Source organism: Bordetella sp. 15P40C-2, assembly GCF_009763235.1.
In the GTDB taxonomy this organism is placed as follows: Bacteria; Pseudomonadota; Gammaproteobacteria; order Burkholderiales; family Burkholderiaceae_B; genus Bordetella_A.
In genome coordinates this window covers 12,545-28,682 of sequence record NZ_WSJA01000036.1, presented here as the reverse complement: position 1 = coordinate 28,682, position 16,138 = coordinate 12,545, and the positions used below count along the sequence as shown (strand labels likewise).

16 protein-coding genes are annotated in these 16,138 nt (G+C 61.9%); 11 read left to right on the top strand and 5 right to left on the bottom strand.

Going from position 1 to position 16,138, the window contains the following annotated elements; all coding sequences use genetic code 11:
• Nucleotides 1–2 precede the first annotated feature (2 nt).
• From GOQ25_RS15380 to GOQ25_RS15370, 3 genes are read left to right on the top strand one after another with little or no spacing between them, the layout of a single operon-like run.
• Nucleotides 3–1,298 (top strand): ABC transporter substrate-binding protein, encoded by a 1,296-nt coding sequence (locus tag GOQ25_RS15380; protein WP_160351359.1) that lies wholly within the window; start codon nt 3–5, stop codon nt 1,296–1,298.
• 12 nt (nt 1,299–1,310) lie between these two features.
• Nucleotides 1,311–2,186, top strand: a complete 876-nt coding sequence (locus GOQ25_RS15375; protein ID WP_160351358.1) for a carbohydrate ABC transporter permease — start codon at nt 1,311–1,313, stop codon at nt 2,184–2,186.
• The gene (locus tag GOQ25_RS15370) at nt 2,183–2,983 is read left to right on the top strand and encodes a carbohydrate ABC transporter permease (protein WP_160351357.1); all 801 of its coding nucleotides are present in this window, start codon (nt 2,183–2,185) and stop codon (nt 2,981–2,983) included. The genes GOQ25_RS15375 and GOQ25_RS15370 overlap by 4 nt, the downstream gene beginning before the upstream one ends.
• A gap of 84 nt (nt 2,984–3,067) precedes the next feature.
• Here the strand turns inward: GOQ25_RS15370 and GOQ25_RS15365 are convergent, their stop codons facing one another.
• Entirely contained in the window at nt 3,068–3,418 is a 351-nt protein-coding gene (locus GOQ25_RS15365; protein ID WP_160351356.1) for a DUF1840 domain-containing protein, read from the bottom strand.
• Nucleotides 3,419–3,717: 299 nt separating this feature from the next.
• On the opposite strand from GOQ25_RS15365, the gene argS reads away from it, so the two are divergent.
• The 3 genes from argS to GOQ25_RS15350 all read left to right on the top strand — a co-directional run bounded on the left by argS (nt 3,718) and on the right by GOQ25_RS15350 (nt 6,963).
• A complete protein-coding gene (argS, locus tag GOQ25_RS15360; RefSeq protein ID WP_160351355.1) occupies nt 3,718–5,403 on the top strand; it encodes an arginine--tRNA ligase in 1,686 nt (561 codons plus the stop codon).
• 8 nt (nt 5,404–5,411) lie between these two features.
• Complete coding sequence (locus GOQ25_RS15355; protein WP_160351354.1) at nt 5,412–6,122, top strand: SPOR domain-containing protein; 711 nt, start codon at nt 5,412–5,414, stop codon at nt 6,120–6,122.
• A gap of 208 nt (nt 6,123–6,330) precedes the next feature.
• Complete coding sequence (locus GOQ25_RS15350) at nt 6,331–6,963, top strand: thiol:disulfide interchange protein DsbA/DsbL (RefSeq protein ID WP_160351353.1); 633 nt, start codon at nt 6,331–6,333, stop codon at nt 6,961–6,963.
• 91 nt (nt 6,964–7,054) lie between these two features.
• Here GOQ25_RS15350 and metC read toward each other — a convergent pair whose 3' ends face one another.
• Complete coding sequence (metC, locus tag GOQ25_RS15345; protein WP_160351352.1) at nt 7,055–8,251, bottom strand: cystathionine beta-lyase; 1,197 nt, start codon at nt 8,249–8,251, stop codon at nt 7,055–7,057.
• A 189-nt stretch (nt 8,252–8,440) separates the two neighbouring features.
• Here metC and GOQ25_RS15340 point away from each other — a divergent pair, with 189 nt between their 5' ends.
• Nucleotides 8,441–9,073, top strand: coding sequence for a LysE family translocator (locus tag GOQ25_RS15340; RefSeq protein WP_160351351.1), 633 nt, complete (start codon nt 8,441–8,443; stop codon nt 9,071–9,073).
• Nucleotides 9,074–9,166: 93 nt separating this feature from the next.
• Here the strand turns inward: GOQ25_RS15340 and GOQ25_RS15335 are convergent, their stop codons facing one another.
• On the bottom strand, nt 9,167–10,225 hold the full coding sequence (locus tag GOQ25_RS15335; RefSeq protein WP_160351350.1) for an MBL fold metallo-hydrolase: 1,059 nt from the start codon (nt 10,223–10,225) through the stop codon (nt 9,167–9,169).
• Between the two features lie 103 nt (nt 10,226–10,328).
• On the opposite strand from GOQ25_RS15335, the gene GOQ25_RS15330 reads away from it, so the two are divergent.
• On the top strand, nt 10,329–10,706 hold the full coding sequence (locus tag GOQ25_RS15330) for a MerR family DNA-binding transcriptional regulator (protein WP_160351349.1): 378 nt from the start codon (nt 10,329–10,331) through the stop codon (nt 10,704–10,706).
• Nucleotides 10,703–11,038 carry a YnfA family protein gene (locus GOQ25_RS15325; RefSeq protein WP_160351348.1) on the top strand — a complete coding sequence of 112 codons (336 nt, stop codon included), beginning with the start codon at nt 10,703–10,705 and terminating at the stop codon, nt 11,036–11,038. The genes GOQ25_RS15330 and GOQ25_RS15325 overlap by 4 nt, the downstream gene beginning before the upstream one ends.
• 92 nt (nt 11,039–11,130) lie before the next feature.
• Here the strand turns inward: GOQ25_RS15325 and GOQ25_RS15320 are convergent, their stop codons facing one another.
• Nucleotides 11,131–12,117, bottom strand: coding sequence for a tripartite tricarboxylate transporter substrate binding protein (locus GOQ25_RS15320; RefSeq protein ID WP_160351347.1), 987 nt, complete (start codon nt 12,115–12,117; stop codon nt 11,131–11,133).
• Nucleotides 12,118–12,142: 25 nt separating this feature from the next.
• Nucleotides 12,143–13,321 (bottom strand): M20 aminoacylase family protein, encoded by a 1,179-nt coding sequence (locus GOQ25_RS15315; RefSeq protein ID WP_160351346.1) that lies wholly within the window; start codon nt 13,319–13,321, stop codon nt 12,143–12,145.
• A gap of 261 nt (nt 13,322–13,582) precedes the next feature.
• On the opposite strand from GOQ25_RS15315, the gene GOQ25_RS15310 reads away from it, so the two are divergent.
• Together GOQ25_RS15310 and GOQ25_RS15305 are read left to right on the top strand one after the other, a co-directional pair.
• Nucleotides 13,583–14,761 carry an isovaleryl-CoA dehydrogenase gene (locus tag GOQ25_RS15310; RefSeq protein ID WP_160351345.1) on the top strand — a complete coding sequence of 393 codons (1,179 nt, stop codon included), beginning with the start codon at nt 13,583–13,585 and terminating at the stop codon, nt 14,759–14,761.
• A 148-nt stretch (nt 14,762–14,909) separates the two neighbouring features.
• Nucleotides 14,910–16,091, top strand: coding sequence for an acetyl-CoA C-acetyltransferase (locus GOQ25_RS15305; protein WP_160351344.1), 1,182 nt, complete (start codon nt 14,910–14,912; stop codon nt 16,089–16,091).
• Nucleotides 16,092–16,138: the final 47 nt, after the last annotated feature.

Sequence of the window (16,138 nt, the reverse complement as noted above, 5' to 3'; positions counted from 1 at the left end):
TCATGCGACAAACTGCTCTCAAAGCCCTTGCCGCCACCCTGGCCGGCGCCTGCTTGTCCCTGCCGGGATACGTCTTGGCCAAGCCCGTGGAAGTCGAGTTCTATTACCCCGTGGCGGTCGGTGGGCCGATCACCAAGATCGTCGACGATATGGTGGCCGAGTTTGAAAAAGAGAATCCGGATATCGACATCAAGCCGATTTACGCGGGCTCCTATCAGGATTCCATCGCCAAGGCGCTGACCGCGTTAAAGGGCGGCACGCCACCGCAACTGGCTGTGTTGCTTTCCACCGATATGTTCACGCTCATCGATGAGGATGCGATCGTGCCCATCGATGGTCTGGCCAAGACAGATGCGGATAAGAAATGGCTGAGCGGGTTCTACGATGCCTTTATGCAGAACAGCCGCACGGGCGGCCATGTATGGGGCATACCGTTTCAACGATCAACCATCGTGATGTATTACAACAAAGACCTGTTTAAAGAGGCAGGCCTGGATCCCGAGCGCGCGCCGGGCACATGGGAAGAGCTGGTCGAATACGGCAAGAAGCTCACCAAGAAAGACGCCTCGGGCAATGTCACGCAATGGGGGCTGGAGATTCCGTCCGGTGGCGCATTCGCGTACTGGCTATTCCAGGCCTTGACCACGCCGAACGATGCGATCTTGATGAACGAAGAGGGCAACGAAGTTTATCTGGATAAACCCCACGTAATCGAGGCGGCGCAGTTCTGGCAGGATCTGTCGGTCAAGCATGGCGTGATGCCGCGCGGCACCATCGATTGGGGTACCACGCCGAAAGACTTCCTGGAAAAGAAGGCCGCGATGGTATGGACCACCACGGGCAACCTCACCAATATCCGCAAGAACGCGAGCTTTCCGTTTGGCGTAGCGATGATGCCCAAGAAAATACGCGGCGGCAGCCCGACCGGTGGCGGCAATTTTTATATCTTTAAAAGCGGCACGCCCGAGCAGCAAGCCGCGGCCTTGAAGTTCGCGCAATGGGCCACGACGCCCGAGCGCGCGGCGGACTGGAGTATCGCGACCGGCTATGTCGCGGTGACGCCGGCTGCGTGGGAAACCGAAAAGATGAAGAAGTATGCCGAGGAAGTCCCGGCCGCTACGGTGGCGCGCGATCAACTCGAAGTGAGCGTCGCGGAGTTTTCCACTCATGACAATCAACGCGTGACCAAGACGCTCAACGACGCGCTGCAGGCCATGCTGACCGGCTCCAAGACGCCGGAGCAAGCCATGCGCGACGCTCAGCGTGAAGCCGATCGCGTTCTGCGCAGCTATCGCTAAGGCATCAGTGCGATGAACAAATCCTTGCACGCTGTCTACGCCTGGCTGCTGTTATTGCCGGCGATGGTATTGCTGGCCGCGTTCACGCACTATCCGGCGCTGGCCACGATGTGGCATAGCTTTTACTCGACCCCGCGAGGCAACCGCCCGGCGCGCTTCGTGGGGCTCGAAAACTATGCGCTGATGGCCGACGATCCGGTGTTCTGGCAGTCGCTGTGGAACAACCTGTGGTTCGCGCTGGGGACGATACCGACTTCCATCGCCATCGCGCTGGTGATGGCGTTGTGGGTCAATCAGCGCCTGGCGGGCCGGGGTTTTTTGCGCATGGCGTACTTCACGCCCACCGTATTGCCCATGGTGGCGGTGGCGAATATCTGGCTATTTTTCTATACGCCACAGTACGGACTGATCGCCCAAGTGCTGCAGTGGTTTGGCATCGCCGGACCTAACTGGCTGGGTAGCCGCGATACCGCCTTGCCCGCGCTGATGATGGTCACGATCTGGAAAGAGGCCGGCTTTTTCATGATCTTTTATCTCGCCGCGCTGCAAACCGTATCGCCCTCGTTGCGCGAAGCGGCGCTGCTCGAGGGCGCATCACGCTGGCAGTATTTCCGCCGGGTATTGTGGCCGTTGTTGATGCCCACCACGCTGTTCGTGCTGGTCAATGCGTTGATCAATGCGTTCCGCCTGGTCGATCACGTAGTCGTCATGACGCGCGGCGGGCCGGACAACGCGAGCACGCTGCTGCTTTACTACATCTATCAGGTGGGCTTTAGTTTCTGGGACACCGCTTACGCTGCAACGCTGACAGTGGTGCTATTGCTGATCCTGGCGATCACGGCTCTCGTGAAGTTTCGCTGGCTTGACCGGAAGACGCATTACCAATGACCCGAAAACTCGACACGCTGGGTGCCTGGCTACTGGGCCTGTTGTGGATCTTGCCGCTCGCGTATGCGGTGTGGGCGGCGTTTCATCCGCCGGCCTATGCCACGCGTTTTGATCTGCTGGCGCCATGGACGCTGGAGAACTTCGCGCGCGCCTGGCATGCCGCGCCGTTTCCTCAGTACTACATCAACACCTTTCTGCTCGTGACCATGGTGCTGGCCGCGCAGCTGGTGCTCTCGACCCTGGCAGGCTATGCGTTCGCGCGGTTTGAATTTGCCGGACGCGATTTTTTATTCCTGCTGGTGTTGTTGCAGCTGATGATCATGCCCGATGTGTTGCTGGTGGAAAACTATCGGTCCATGAGTGTGCTGGGCGTGCGCGATACGGTGTTTGCCATCGGGCTGCCGTACTTCGCTTCCGCATTCGGGATATTTCTGCTGCGCCAGACCTTCAAGACCGTGCCGCGCGAGTTGGAGGAGGCTGCCCGCGTGGAGGGTGCGGGGCCGCTGCAGATTCTGTGGAAAGTGTACGTGCCGCTGGCAAAGCCGATTTATGTCGCTTACGGCCTGGTGTCGGTTAGTCACCATTGGAATAACTTTCTGTGGCCTTTAATCATCACCAACTCGGTGGAGTCGCGACCATTGACGGTCGGCTTGCAGGTGTTTTCGTCGACCGACCAGGGGATTGATTGGTCGGTGATCACGGCGGCGACGTTGTTATCGGCGGCACCCCTGCTGGTCGGATTCTTGTTATTCCAGCGTCAGTTCGTGCAATCGTTTATGCGGGCCGGAATTCGTTAGGGCGTGCGCTAGCCTTGGGACAAGCCAGGACACGGCTGGGTGGCGCGCAGGCCACCCGCTTGGCTAGACCGGGGCGCGATCGCCTCACCAGCCCTTGGTGGATTCCCAGGTGACGTCTTCGCCGTCCTGCAGCGAGCGGCGCATCATGTCCAGCAGCGGAAAGGCACGCTGGTGCAGTTCGACGTGCTGCGCCATGGGCGGCACGGGAGCCGCGTCGTCCTCTTCCTCGCTCGGCTGGGCGGGGCGGTGGGCCTCTTCGGCCTTGATGGCGGCTTCGATGCCGGCGATGGCGGCGGGCAACTGTTCCACCGTGAAGACCCCGCGTTCGGGCACGTCATCAGCGACCGTCTTTCCAGCGGCGCGCAGCAATGGGGCAGCATTAGCCGACAGCATCAGAACTTCGGCAACCGTCTTAGAGCGAAATTTAATTAGCATGCTGAGGATTCCGTTAGGGACACGTCTATACACTACCGCAATGTTGTCGAGGACGCCAATGCGATTGCAACTGGGCACTGCACCCACGGAAATCCGGCCAAATCACGCTATGATCTAGGCATCACCCGTGAATGAGTCCACGGTTTGCCGCTGCGCTGTGTCGCTGGGTCGTGCGCGTCCGAGACGGATGCCCCCTGGCGCAGTGCGCCATACCGATGTGACCGCTCCGGTCGGATGTGGGGTTTGACATCGCCAGGCATCCCGTCACGGATATTTAACACTCTCTGCTGATTCCTCTCATGCTCCCTGAGCAACAACAACAACTCGTCTCGCTGATTCAAGCCGCCGTCGCGCAATGCCTTCCTGATGCACAGCCCCAAGTGCTGCTGGAGCGTCCCAAGGTTGCCGCCCACGGCGATATCGCCACCAACGTCGCCATGCAACTGGCCAAGCCCGCGCGCCGTAACCCGCGCGAGCTGGCCCAAAACATCGTCGACGCCCTGATGGCCCAACCGGCAGCGCAGGCGCTGATCGAAAGCGCCGAGATCGCGGGCCCCGGGTTCATCAATTTCCGCATCACCGCCGCGGCCCGCCAGGCGGTCATCCACGCCGTGGCCGAGCAAGGCGCGGCCTTCGGCCAAACGTCCAAGAATGGCGAAAAAGTGCTGGTCGAGTTTGTCTCGGCCAACCCGACCGGCCCCCTGCACGTCGGCCACGCCCGGCAGGCCGCGCTCGGCGACGCCATCTGCCGCCTGTACGAGGCGACCGGCTGGGACGTGACGCGCGAGTTCTACTACAACGACGCGGGTAACCAGATCAACAATCTGGCCATCAGCGTGCAGGCGCGCGCCCGCGGTATTGAGCCGGATTCCCCCGACTATCCCGCCGATGGCTACAAGGGCGATTACATCGTCGATATCGCCAAGGATTTTCTAGCCAAGAAAACCCTGCAGGCGGCTGACGGTCAGGCCGTGACGGCCAGCGGCGACCTGGACAACCTGGACGACATCCGTGCGTTTGCCGTGGCCTATCTGCGCCGCGAGCAGGATCTGGATCTGCAGGCGTTTGGCCTGGCGTTCGATAATTTCTATCTGGAAAGCTCGCTCTACACCTCCGGACGCGTCGAACAGACCGTGCAGACGCTCATTGCCAAGGGGCATACCTACGAGGAAGGCGGCGCGCTGTGGCTGCGCACGACCGAACTCGGCACCGGCGACGATAAAGACCGCGTGATGCGCAAGAGCGAGGGCGGTTATACGTATTTCGTGCCCGACGTGGCCTATCACAAGGCCAAATGGGAGCGCGGTTTCCATCGCGCGGTGAATATTCAGGGCAGCGACCACCACGGCACCGTCGCGCGCGTGCGCGCCGGCCTGCAGGGCCTGGAAGAGGGTATCCCCAAGGACTATCCCGCCTACGTGCTGCACAAGATGGTCAAGGTCATGCGCGGCGGCGAAGAGGTAAAGATCTCCAAGCGCGCGGGCAGCTATGTGACGCTGCGCGATCTGATCGACTGGGTGGGCCGCGACGCGGTGCGGTATTTCTTGATCCAGCGCCGCGCGGATACGGAATTCGTGTTCGACATCGACTTGGCGTTGTCCAAGAGCGACGAGAACCCGGTGTATTACATCCAGTACGCCCACGCGCGGATTTGCTCGATGATCGTGAACGCCGGCGCGGATGACGCCAGTATCGCCAACGCCGATGTATCGCTGCTGACGGCGCCGTCGGAATTCGCGCTGATGCAGCGTCTGGCGGGATTCCCGCAGGTCGTTGCGCTGGCCGCGCAAGAGCTGTCGCCTCACCATATCGCGTTCTGGCTGCGTGACTGCGCATCGGACTTCCACGGCTGGTATAACGCCGAGCGAGTGCTGGTCGATGACGAAGCCCTCAAACTCGCGCGCCTGCGCCTGGCCGCAACGACGCGCCAGGTGTTGGCTAACGGGCTGGCGTTGCTCGGCGTGTCGGCCCCGCAACGGATGTAATCGGATACATGGCGACCAAACGCAAATCGAGCGCGAAGAAATCACAGGGCGGCAGCACCATGTATGGTGCGTTAGCCGGCCTGCTGGTTGGTCTGATCGTGGCGGCCGTGGTGGCGTTTTACGTGACCAAGGCGCCCATGCCCTTCGTCGACCGCGCCACGCGCGATAACAACCGCAACGAGCAGATCGACCCACGCCAGGCGCCGGATCCCAACATGGGCCTGTATGGACGCGATGGCGCGGCGGGTACACCGCCCACCGGGCCGACGGCGACCGCGCCCACGCCGCTGCCGAATCTGCAGCCGACCATTCCGGTGCCCGGCGCGCCGGAGCCGGTCAAGCCGCTGGACGAGCTAGGCGCCCTGATCGCGACCTTGCCCAGCAGCGGTAGCGGCGAACGCGCTGCCGCGCCGAAGCCCGCGTCTGCCCCCGCAGCGACACCCGCGCCCGCGCGCACCGCGACGCCCGCCGCGGCCGCTCCAGCGGCTAATGGCAGCTATTTCCTGCAGGCCGGTGCTTTTCAGCGCGCCGCCGACGCCGAAGCCGCGAAGGCGCGCATATTGCTGTTGGGCTTGCCCGTGGCAGTCCAGGCCGCAGAGGTCAATGGCAAGCAGATCAACCGGGTGCGAGTCGGTCCTTTCGCGCGCCTGGATGACATGAACCGCGCCCGCACGCTCCTTGGGGAAAACAAGATCGAAACCGCCGTGGTGCGGCAATAATGCGATTTGCGCCTGCCTTGGCAAGCATGCCAGCAAGGTGTTGCGCGCCAGGGCGGCGGAACTTATGCTCGGTGTTTGCGGTCTGTGAGTAGGCCCCTACGCACAGCCGCAAGGCTGCCAGCGATGTCGCCGCCCCTGGATCCGTGTGAGACACGCATTGCGGTTGTTCAACGCAGTCCATTAATTTATTGAATCAGGAATACGCCAGATGCAGTTTTCTTCGCTCACCCGCCTGGTCGCTGCCGCCGCCTTGGCCGCTTCGACGATGTTCGCCCCCGCGGCCCACGCGCAAGGTAGCCAGCAGTATGTGGCGGTCAATCCGCCGCTACCTTCGGACACCCCGGGCAAGATCGAAGTCCTGGAATTTTTCGCCTATACCTGCCCGCACTGCGCGGTGATCGAGCCCATGGTCGAAGAGTGGGCCAAAACCAAGCCCGACGACGTGGTGCTCAAGCAGGTGCCCATCGCGTTCAACGCCAGCATGAAGCCGCTGCAGCAGCTTTTCTACACGCTGCAAACGCTGAACCGCCCGGACCTGCATGCCAAGGTCTTTAACGCCATGCATAACGAGCGTAAGCGCCTGTTCGACAAGAAAGCGATGGGTGATTGGGTGGCCGAGCAGGGCGTGGATCGCGCGCAGTTCGACTCCATCTTTGATTCGTTCAGCGTGCAGACTCAAGTACAACGCGCCGATCAGCTGGCCAACGAATACAAGATCGAGGGCACGCCTTCGTTTGCCGTGGGCGGCAAGTACATCACCTCGCCCAGCCTGGCGGGCAACAGCTACGAAGGCGCGTTGCGCGAGATCGATCGCTTGATCCCGATGGCTCGCGCGAACTAAAACGGCTGACCGACTTAGTCGTCTCAGAACCGCCTGCTTGGCGAACTGACCCTACAAGTTCTTGGAGTCAGTTCATAGCAGGCGGTTTTCTTTATACGCCGGCTTGTTCCAGAGCCTGGGTGAGATCGGCGATCAGATCGGCGGGGTTTTCCAGCCCGATATGCAAACGCACGAGTGCATGATCGCCGCCCGTCCAATAGCAATGGCGCGCGAGTTCGCCCGGGGTCACCCATTGCACCAGGCTCTCATAGCCGCCCCACGAATAGCCGATGCCAAAGAGCGTTAGCGCGTCGACGAACCGCCGCGACGCCTCCTTGGACAGCTTCAGCTCCACCGCCATCATGCCGTTAGAGCCTGTGCAATCACGCTGCCAGATGGCGTGTCCGGGATCCTGCGGCCACGCGGGATGGTAGATGCGCGCGACCTCGGGACGCTGCGCCAGAAACTCGCATACCTGCAAGGCGTTCTTGCCATGCTGGGCCATGCGGATGGGCAGGGTGCGCACGCCACGCAGGGCCAGCCACGCGTCGTCCGCGCTGATGGAATAACCCATGGCGTATTGCGTGCGGTTAATGCGCTGGGCGATTTGCGTGTCGTTGGTGATGACGGCGCCGAGCATCAGGTCCGAATGACCGCCCACGTATTTGGTGCCCGCCACGACCGAGACATGCGCGCCCAGGCTAAGCGGTTGATAGATGTAGCCCGAGCCCCAGGTATTGTCGCAGGCCAACACCAGATCGTGCTCGCGCGCGAAATTCGCCAGCGCCGGGATATCCAGCATCTGGAAAAGCAACGATCCGGGCGACTCCACGTACAGGAGCCGCGTGTTGGGCCGCACTAACGAGGCCAGATCGTCCCCAGCGCTGAAATACGTCACCTCGATGTTCAGCCGCTTGAGCAGCGCATCGTCCAGCTCGTACACCGGGCCATAGACGCAGTCGGAGACCAGCACGTGATCGCCAGAAGACAAGAGCGACATCATGACCATGGTGATCGCGCCCACGCCAGAGGACGCCAGATACGCATGCGTGCCGGCCTCCAGTTCGCAGAACACGCGCTCCAACGCGGCGTGGGTATCCAGGCCCATGCGTCCGTAGGTTGCTACGCGCTCGCCGGCGTTTTTGCGGCGTTGCGTGGCCTCGAGGGCTTGCAGATTCTGAAAACGCACCGTGCTCGCCCGCATCGACGGCAGGTTGACCGGCGCGGAGCCGGTGTCGGGGTTAAAAGGCGCCGTGCCGGTGTGCTGCAACAAGGTGTCTAAATGCGGATTAACAGGGTCTTTAGCCATAGGATGCGATGCGAGAGTGATCGGACTGAAGAAAGGTACAACGCCGATAGTAGGGGATTCAAGGCATTCGCGTGCGCATAAGCGATAGCGCCCAAGGCATATGGGCATTGCCAGCCGGCGTATGGCGGCAGTACGCTTCAAGCCTTCTTTGGCCATTTGTCTTTATGCCGTCCCGCGCGGCCTCGCATCATGCTGCCCTTTGACACGCTGTTCGCATTTTTTGGTATCGCCATCGTGCTGGCGTTGACGCCGGGCCCGGACAATCTGTTCGTACTGATGCAATCCGCTCTGTGGGGGCCACGGGCTGGCATGTGCGTGGTGCTGGGATTGTGCACGGGTGTGTTGGGGCACACGGCGGCGGTGGCTGCCGGGTTGGCGGCAATCGTGGCGACCTCGCCGTATGCGTTCACGGCGCTGAAGTTCGTGGGCGCGGCGTATCTGGCCTATTTGGCCTGGGGCGCGTTACGTGCGCCCAGCGGGCCGCTCAATGCCTCGCGGCCGCCCGCGATGGCGGCGTGGGCGCTGTACCGACGCGGGGTGTTCATGAGCCTGACGAATCCTAAAGTGCTGCTGTTCTTTTTCGCGTTTCTGCCGCAGTTCACGTCGCCCAATCCAGCCTATGGCCCGGTGGCACTGCAGACGGTGATGCTGGGCGTGCTGTTTATGTTCGCCGCGCTGATCGTGTTTAGCGCGATCGCATTTTTCTCGGGTGCGTTTGGACGGTTGCTGCAGCGTTCGCCCAAGGCGGCGAGTTGGCTCAATCGGGTGACCGGGGTGGTATTTCTGGGGTTGGCGATACGGCTGGCGACCACCAGCCGGTAACTAGACGAGGGTCCGTGTCGCCCCTGACGCTGGCCTCACGGTTTACAAGCGCGCGGGCAAGCGCCGCCTTCGGGCGCCTGAGCCGCGACCCGGCTAGCGGACACGAAATCGGACGATGCCGTCATCCTCCGTGCGACGCGTTAGCTTGCCCTGGAAGTACAGCATATGCAGGTGCGCGAGCGCCTCGCCCATCGCGAAGGTCAGCTGATGCAGATCCAGCTTGCGCTTGAACATCACGGGCACGATGTCCATGGTGGATTGCGGTTGCGCGCAAGCCTCCAGCACCTCGGCGAGACGGTCGGCATGATGTTGATGCTGTTGCGCGATACGCTCGTGCAGGCCCTTGAATGGCCGACCATGAGAGGGCAGCACAAGCGCGTCGTCAGCCACATCCCGATAGCCGTCCAAGGACTGTAGATACAAGCGCAGCGGGTCGCTGTCCGGTTCGTAGGCGAAAACGCTGACGTTGGTGGAAATGCGCGGCAGCACCATATCGCCCGAGATCACCACGCGCAGGTCCGGGCAGTACAGCGACACATGCTCGGGCGCATGCCCATAGCCGACGATGACCTGCCATGCGTGATCGCCTATCTTTATTTCATCGCCATCCATCACCCGCGTATAACTGGCGGGCACGGACGGCACCAGGCCGGGGTAATAGCCCGTGCGTTGGCGAATCTGCTCTTGCTGATCGGGATCGGTCATGCCATGACGCGAAAAATGCGCGACAGCGGCCTCACCGTTGGAACCGGAACCCCCGGCCTGCGATGACCAGGACAGTGCGGTCATATAGTCCGTCATGCTCATCCACAATGGCGCCTGCCAGCGCTCACAGAGCCAATACGCCAGACCCATATGATCGGGATGCATATGCGTGACAATCACACGCAGCACGGGCAAGCCGTCGAGCTGCGTGGCGAACACTTGCTCCCATAGTTCGCGTACCTCGTCGCGGCTCACGCCACAGTCCACGATGGTCCAGCCCTGGCGCCCGTCTATTTCATCCCTCAGCAGCCACACGTTGATGTGATCGAGCGCAAAGGGCAGGGGCATACGCACCCATTTCACGCCGGGGGCGACCTCTAGCGCCGTACCGCGCTCGGGTTGTGTGTCTCCAAAGGGATACTGCAATGCATGCTCGTTTGGATTCATCGATGGCTCACGATAGGGTTGCCGTCACACTGACGGCTAGCACAGGCTTGACGATTGGTGCAGACCATCATAATTTACGTTTACGTAAACTGCCAACCACCGCATGCCGCCTACCTGGACGATCTCTGAACTCGCGCGCGAGTTCGACATTACCCCGCGCACGATCCGTTTTTATGAGGATCAGGGCATTGTCAGCCCCGCGCGCGAGGGTCGTAATCGGGTCTACAGCCCGCGCGATCGCACGCGCCTAAAACTGGCGCTGCGCGGCAAACGCCTGGGCTTGCCGCTGGCACAGATACGCTCGCTGATCGACATGTATGACGGTCCGGGCGACAGCACGCTGCAATTGCGCCAGTATCTGGCGGTGCTGGCGCAACATCGCGCGGCGCTGGAGCAGCAGCGCCGCGATATCGACGACACGCTCAACGAGATCGCCGAGCAGGAACGGCAGTGTCAGGCGGCTTTGGATCAGCAATCATGAGCTTATCGGCCACCCTCGGGCTTTACGTGCTTACCGCCTTGGCCGAGATCGTCGGATGCTACTTGCCTTATCTATGGCTTAAACAAGGCCATTCAGCGTGGTTGTTGGTGCCCACCGCGATCAGTTTGGCGCTGTTTGTGTGGCTGCTGACCCTGCATCCAACCGCCACCGGACGGGTTTATGCCGCATATGGCGGCGTGTACGTCAGTGTGGCGTTGCTGTGGCTATGGGGTGTCGATGGCGTGCGACCGAGCATGACGGATCTGGCAGGCGTAGGGTTGTGTCTGGCCGGCATGGCGTTGATCATTTTGGGTCCAAAAACGCAGTATTGACGCAGCGTGAACAAGGCACGCGCGTGCCGCTACATCACGCGCCAAAAGGCCCGCGATGGCGGGCCTATGTCATACCTTGATGCTACGGACGTTCACTGCGCCGTGATATTTCCCTCACGAATGATGCGGCCGTTCTGTTCATAAGACTCGCGGACTTGTTTAACGAAGTCATCGCCGACGCCCGTGCCGGGCTGCATGGATTGTTTTTCCAGCATCTGTTGGAACTGCGGGTCGGCGAGCGCTTTGGTGATGACCTCATGCATGGATTGCATCACGGGCGCGGGCACCCCGGCCGGCGCGAAGAGGGCGAAGTTCGAGAAATAGCGGATATCTGGCAGATTGAGTTCGGCCATGGTCGGCACATCGGGCCAAGGCGCGAGGCGTTTGGGCGCCATGACGGCGAGCGGTTTCAAGGTGCCGGCGGCTACGTGGGGCAACACGATGTCCGTGTTCACCACCAGCAAATCGACCTGACCGCCTAAACCGTCGGACACGGCTTGGCTACCCCCGCGATAAGGCACCTGCAGCATTTCAATGCCAAGCTCTTTGCTCAGCGCCGCCATGCCGATATGCGCGACGGATCCCAGACCGGGCACGCCGAACGTGATTTTTCCGGGCCGTTTTTTGGCTTCCTCCACCAGTTGTTCAAACGTGCTGACCGGCGTGGCTTTGGTAGCGAGGATGCCTACCGGGCCGACCGCGACACTCGCCACGGGGACCAGATCTTTCATCGGGTCATACGAGGTCTTCACCAAGTTGGGAAAGATGGTGAGCGGACTCGTAGAAGCCAACAGCAGCGTGTTGCCGTCCGGCATGGCGCGCGCCACCGCATCGGCGCCGACACTGCCCCCCGCGCCCGGCTTGTTCTCGACGATGGTGGCGGTGCCGTAGTCACGGCGCAGGATCTCGCCCAGCGTGCGTCCCAGCGTGTCGTTGGTGCCGCCCGCGGTATAAGGCACGATCAAGGTCAACGTCTTGCCGGGCCACGGCTGCTGCGCGTGAGCCAGGCCGGCGGTCACCGCGAGCGCGGCGGTGGCGATAAAGCGGACGACATTCGACAAAGCGAGTGTTCGGGTCATGTCAAAGCTCCACGAGTAGGGACGTTCAGGCGAGGTAACGCTGCGCCAGTCGTACCCAATAGGCGGCGCCCACGGGGATCAGACTGTCGTTGAAGTCATAACTGGTGTTGTGCAACATGCAAGGGCCCATGCCGTGACCTGCCAGGCGATGCTCTCCCTCGCCATTGCCGAGAAAGACGTAGCAACCGGGCTTAGCTTGCAGCATGAAAGCAAAGTCTTCCGACGCCATGGCCGGTTCGATCACGCGCGCACGATCGGCGCCGGCCACATCGCGCATGATGTCCAGACAGAAGGCGGTTTCGTCCGGGGTGTTGATGAGCGCGGGATAACGGCGCTCGAAATAGACCTCGGCCGTGCAACCATGCGCGGCCGCGATGGGCCCGGAGAGCTCCTGCATGCGCCGTTCGATCAGATCCACGACCTCGGTGCTGTAGGCGCGCACCGAGCCGCCCAGCCACGCGGACCCAGGAATGATGTTGGTGACCTCGCCGCCCGCCTGGACTTGCGTGATGGAGACCACCGCGGCATCCAGCGGGCGCTTGCTGCGCGTCAGGATCGTTTGAAGGGCCTGGCCGATGGCAAACAGCGCGGGCACCGGGTCGTCGCAATCCTGGGGTGCGGCGGCATGGCCACCGCGCCCGGTCACTGTGATGCGAAACGCGTTGGCGGCGGCCATCATCGGGCCGCTACACACGCCAAAGGATCCTGCCGGCATGCCCGGCCAGTTGTGCATGCCGAACACCGCCTCGCAGGGAAAGCGCTCGAACAACCCGTCTTCGATCATGGCGCGGGCGCCCGCGCCGCCGTTTTCTTCGGCCGGCTGAAAGGCAACATAGACCGTGCCGTTGAATCCACCGGCCTGCTGTAGATGCCGCGCGGCGGCCAACAGCATGGTGGTGTGTCCGTCATGGCCGCAACCGTGCATCTTGCCCTTGTGCTGGGACCGATGCGGGAAAGTGTTGGCTTCCTGGATAGGCAATGCATCCATATCCGCGCGTAGCAGGATCGCCCGCGACCCGCTGCCCGCCTTGAGCACCCCGACCACGCCCGTGCGTCCGATACCGGTGTGTGTTTCGATGCCCCAGGACCGCAATTTGTCGGCCACCAGGCTGGCCGTACGATGTTCTTCGTACGCCAGTTCGGGATGCGCGTGAATATCACGGCGCAAGGCAATCATCTCGTCCAGATCGGCGAGTGCTATCACGGTGTTCCCCCTGAAGGTTTGGAGCCAGTAGAACCGAGCGCGAGTCCGATTCTGGCATGGTCGTGCAGCCGATCGTCAGTTTTTCTGCTAAGGGAAAACCCGCGTTTTGATTTACGTTTACGTAAACGTAAACTATGAATCAGCGCAGCGTTGCGAGACACTCGACGACTAGATGCATCGGCTGGCGTTCGCATGCGGGCCGTTTTAGCAATGGAGACGCACGCGCCCCGCCACGTTTCGCTAGCGCTCTCGGAGACGACAATGAATCTACCCGGCTTGGATTTCAACCTGGGCGCAGACCTGGACATGCTGCGCGATGCGGTGCGTGCGTTCGCACAGGCCGAGATCGCGCCGCGCGCGGCCGAGATCGATCGCAGCGATCAGTTTCCGATGGATCTATGGCGCAAGCTCGGCGAGCTCGGCGTGCTGGGCATGACGGCCAGCGAGGAGTACGGCGGCGCCAATATGGGCTACCTCGCGCACATGATCGCGATGGAGGAAATCTCGCGCGCCAGTGCGTCGGTCGGTTTGTCATATGGTGCGCATTCCAATCTGTGCGTGAACCAGATCCATCGCAATGGCACCGCCGAACAGAAGGCCCGCTATCTGCCCAAGCTGATTTCCGGCGAGCACGTGGGAGCACTGGCGATGAGCGAACCGGGCGCGGGCTCGGATGTCGTCAGCATGACGTTGCGCGCGGACAAGCGTGGCGATCGCTATGTGCTCAACGGCACCAAGATGTGGATCACCAATGGCCCGGATGCGGATACCTTGGTGGTCTACGCCAAGACCGATCCGGCGGCGCACCAGCGCGGCATCACGGCGTTCCTGGTCGAAAAGTCGTTCAAAGGGTTCTCGGTCGCGCAAAAGCTCGACAAGCTGGGGATGCGCGGCAGCCACACCGGCGAGCTGGTTTTTCAAGACTGCGAAGTGCCCGAAGAAAACGTGCTGGGTCAGGTCAATGGCGGCGTGAAGGTGCTGATGAGCGGCTTGGATTACGAGCGCGCGGTACTCGCCGGCGGCCCGTTAGGCATCATGCAGGCCGTGATGGATGTGGTGGTGCCCTATATCCATGAACGTAAGCAGTTCGGTCAGGCCATCGGCGAATTTCAACTGATGCAGGGCAAGATCGCGGATCTGTACACCACCCTGCAAGCGAGCCGCGCGTTCTGTTATGCGGTGGGTAAAAACCTGGATCAACTGGGCGCCGAGCATGTCCGCCGTGTACGCAAGGACTGCGCGGCCTTGATCCTGTACACCGCTGAAAAAGCCACCTGGATGGCGGGCGAAGGCGTGCAAATCCTGGGCGGCAACGGCTATATCAACGAGTATCCGACCGGCAGGCTGTGGCGCGATGCCAAGCTCTACGAGATTGGCGCGGGAACCAGCGAGATCCGCCGCATGTTGATCGGCCGAGAATTGTTCACGGAGACCGCTTGATCCGGTGAACACCCAAGGCTCGTGCGATAGTGGCCGGCGCCTTGAAAGACCGATTTCTTTTACGATAAGCATATATGCAGGCAGCCGGTCGGCAATTCCTACTTAACCTGTCTGCGACCCCTTTATTTTGATATTCGGAGTGCCTCTCATGTCTGACCCCGTTGTTATCGTTTCCGTTGCCCGTACGCCTATGGGAGGTATGCTGGGCAGCCTGTCGGGCCTGGCCGCTCACGAGCTGGGTTCGATCGCCATCAAGGCCGCTGTGGAGCGCGCGGGTGTCGATCCCGCGCAGGTCGATGAAGTCATCATGGGCAATGTGCTGCAAGCCGGCCAAGGGCAGGCCCCCGCGCGTCAGGCGGCGCTAGGCGCCGGACTGCCGCTGGGCGTGGCGTGCACCACGATCCATAAAGTCTGCGGCTCGGGTTTGAAAGCCGCCATGTTCGGCCATGATCTGCTGGCTGCTGGTTCCGCGCGCATCGTTGTCGCAGGCGGTCAGGAAAGCATGAGCAATGCGCCTTACCTGCTGCTCAAGGGCCGTCAGGGCTATCGCTATGGCCACAACACCGTGTATGACCACATGGCCCTGGACGGCCTGGAAGATGCCTACGATCGCGGCAAGGCCATGGGTGTGTTTGCCGAAGATTGCGCGTCCAAGTACGAATTCACGCGCGAGCAGCAGGATGCTTTCTCGCTGGAATCGTTGCGCCGCGCCCGCGCCGCCAACGAAGACGGCAGCTTCAAATGGGAAATCGTGCCGGTGACCGTGGCCGGCCGTAAGGGCGACACCGTCGTGGACACCGACGAAGCGCCCACCAAAGCCATGCCGGAAAAGATCCCCACGCTCAAGCCCGCGTTCAAGAAAGATGGCACCGTGACGGCGGCCAACTCCTCGTCCATCTCCGACGGCGCGGCCGCCGTGGTGCTGATGCGCGAGTCCACCGCCAAGGAACTCGGCCTGACGCCGCTGGCCCGTATCGTCGCACACAGCCAGCACTCGCAAGAGCCGAACTGGTTCACCACCGCTCCCGTTGGTGCGTTGAAGAACCTCTTCAAGAAGACCGGCTGGAAGGCCGAGGACGTGGATCTGTACGAGATCAACGAAGCGTTTGCCGTGGTGACGATGGCGGCGATGAAGGACTTTGACCTGCCGCATGACAAGGTCAACATCCATGGTGGCGCAACGGCGCTGGGCCACCCGATCGGCGCTTCGGGCGCGCGTCTGCTCACGACCCTGATCGGCGCGCTACGCAAGACGGGCGGCAAGCGCGGCGTGGCCACGCTGTGCATCGGCGGCGGCGAAGCTGTCGCCATGGCCGTGGAAATGGTCTAAGACCGCACACGCGTGTCAGTGTGCCCACAGAGGCCCTGACACGCGAT

Excerpts from the sequence above, each read along its gene's own strand:
- GOQ25_RS15380 (WP_160351359.1), top strand. The coding sequence starts at position 3 with ATGCGACAAACTGCTCTCAAAGCCCTTGCCGCCACCCTGGCCGGCGCC.
- GOQ25_RS15375 (WP_160351358.1), top strand. The coding sequence starts at position 1,311 with ATGAACAAATCCTTGCACGCTGTCTACGCCTGGCTGCTGTTATTGCCG.
- GOQ25_RS15370 (WP_160351357.1), top strand. The coding sequence starts at position 2,183 with ATGACCCGAAAACTCGACACGCTGGGTGCCTGGCTACTGGGCCTGTTG.
- GOQ25_RS15365 (WP_160351356.1), bottom strand. The coding sequence starts at position 3,418 with ATGCTAATTAAATTTCGCTCTAAGACGGTTGCCGAAGTTCTGATGCTG.
- argS (WP_160351355.1), top strand. The coding sequence starts at position 3,718 with ATGCTCCCTGAGCAACAACAACAACTCGTCTCGCTGATTCAAGCCGCC.
- GOQ25_RS15355 (WP_160351354.1), top strand. The coding sequence starts at position 5,412 with ATGGCGACCAAACGCAAATCGAGCGCGAAGAAATCACAGGGCGGCAGC.
- GOQ25_RS15350 (WP_160351353.1), top strand. The coding sequence starts at position 6,331 with ATGCAGTTTTCTTCGCTCACCCGCCTGGTCGCTGCCGCCGCCTTGGCC.
- metC (WP_160351352.1), bottom strand. The coding sequence starts at position 8,251 with ATGGCTAAAGACCCTGTTAATCCGCATTTAGACACCTTGTTGCAGCAC.
- GOQ25_RS15340 (WP_160351351.1), top strand. The coding sequence starts at position 8,441 with ATGCTGCCCTTTGACACGCTGTTCGCATTTTTTGGTATCGCCATCGTG.
- GOQ25_RS15335 (WP_160351350.1), bottom strand. The coding sequence starts at position 10,225 with ATGAATCCAAACGAGCATGCATTGCAGTATCCCTTTGGAGACACACAA.
- GOQ25_RS15330 (WP_160351349.1), top strand. The coding sequence starts at position 10,329 with ATGCCGCCTACCTGGACGATCTCTGAACTCGCGCGCGAGTTCGACATT.
- GOQ25_RS15325 (WP_160351348.1), top strand. The coding sequence starts at position 10,703 with ATGAGCTTATCGGCCACCCTCGGGCTTTACGTGCTTACCGCCTTGGCC.
- GOQ25_RS15320 (WP_160351347.1), bottom strand. The coding sequence starts at position 12,117 with ATGACCCGAACACTCGCTTTGTCGAATGTCGTCCGCTTTATCGCCACC.
- GOQ25_RS15310 (WP_160351345.1), top strand. The coding sequence starts at position 13,583 with ATGAATCTACCCGGCTTGGATTTCAACCTGGGCGCAGACCTGGACATG.
- GOQ25_RS15305 (WP_160351344.1), top strand. The coding sequence starts at position 14,910 with ATGTCTGACCCCGTTGTTATCGTTTCCGTTGCCCGTACGCCTATGGGA.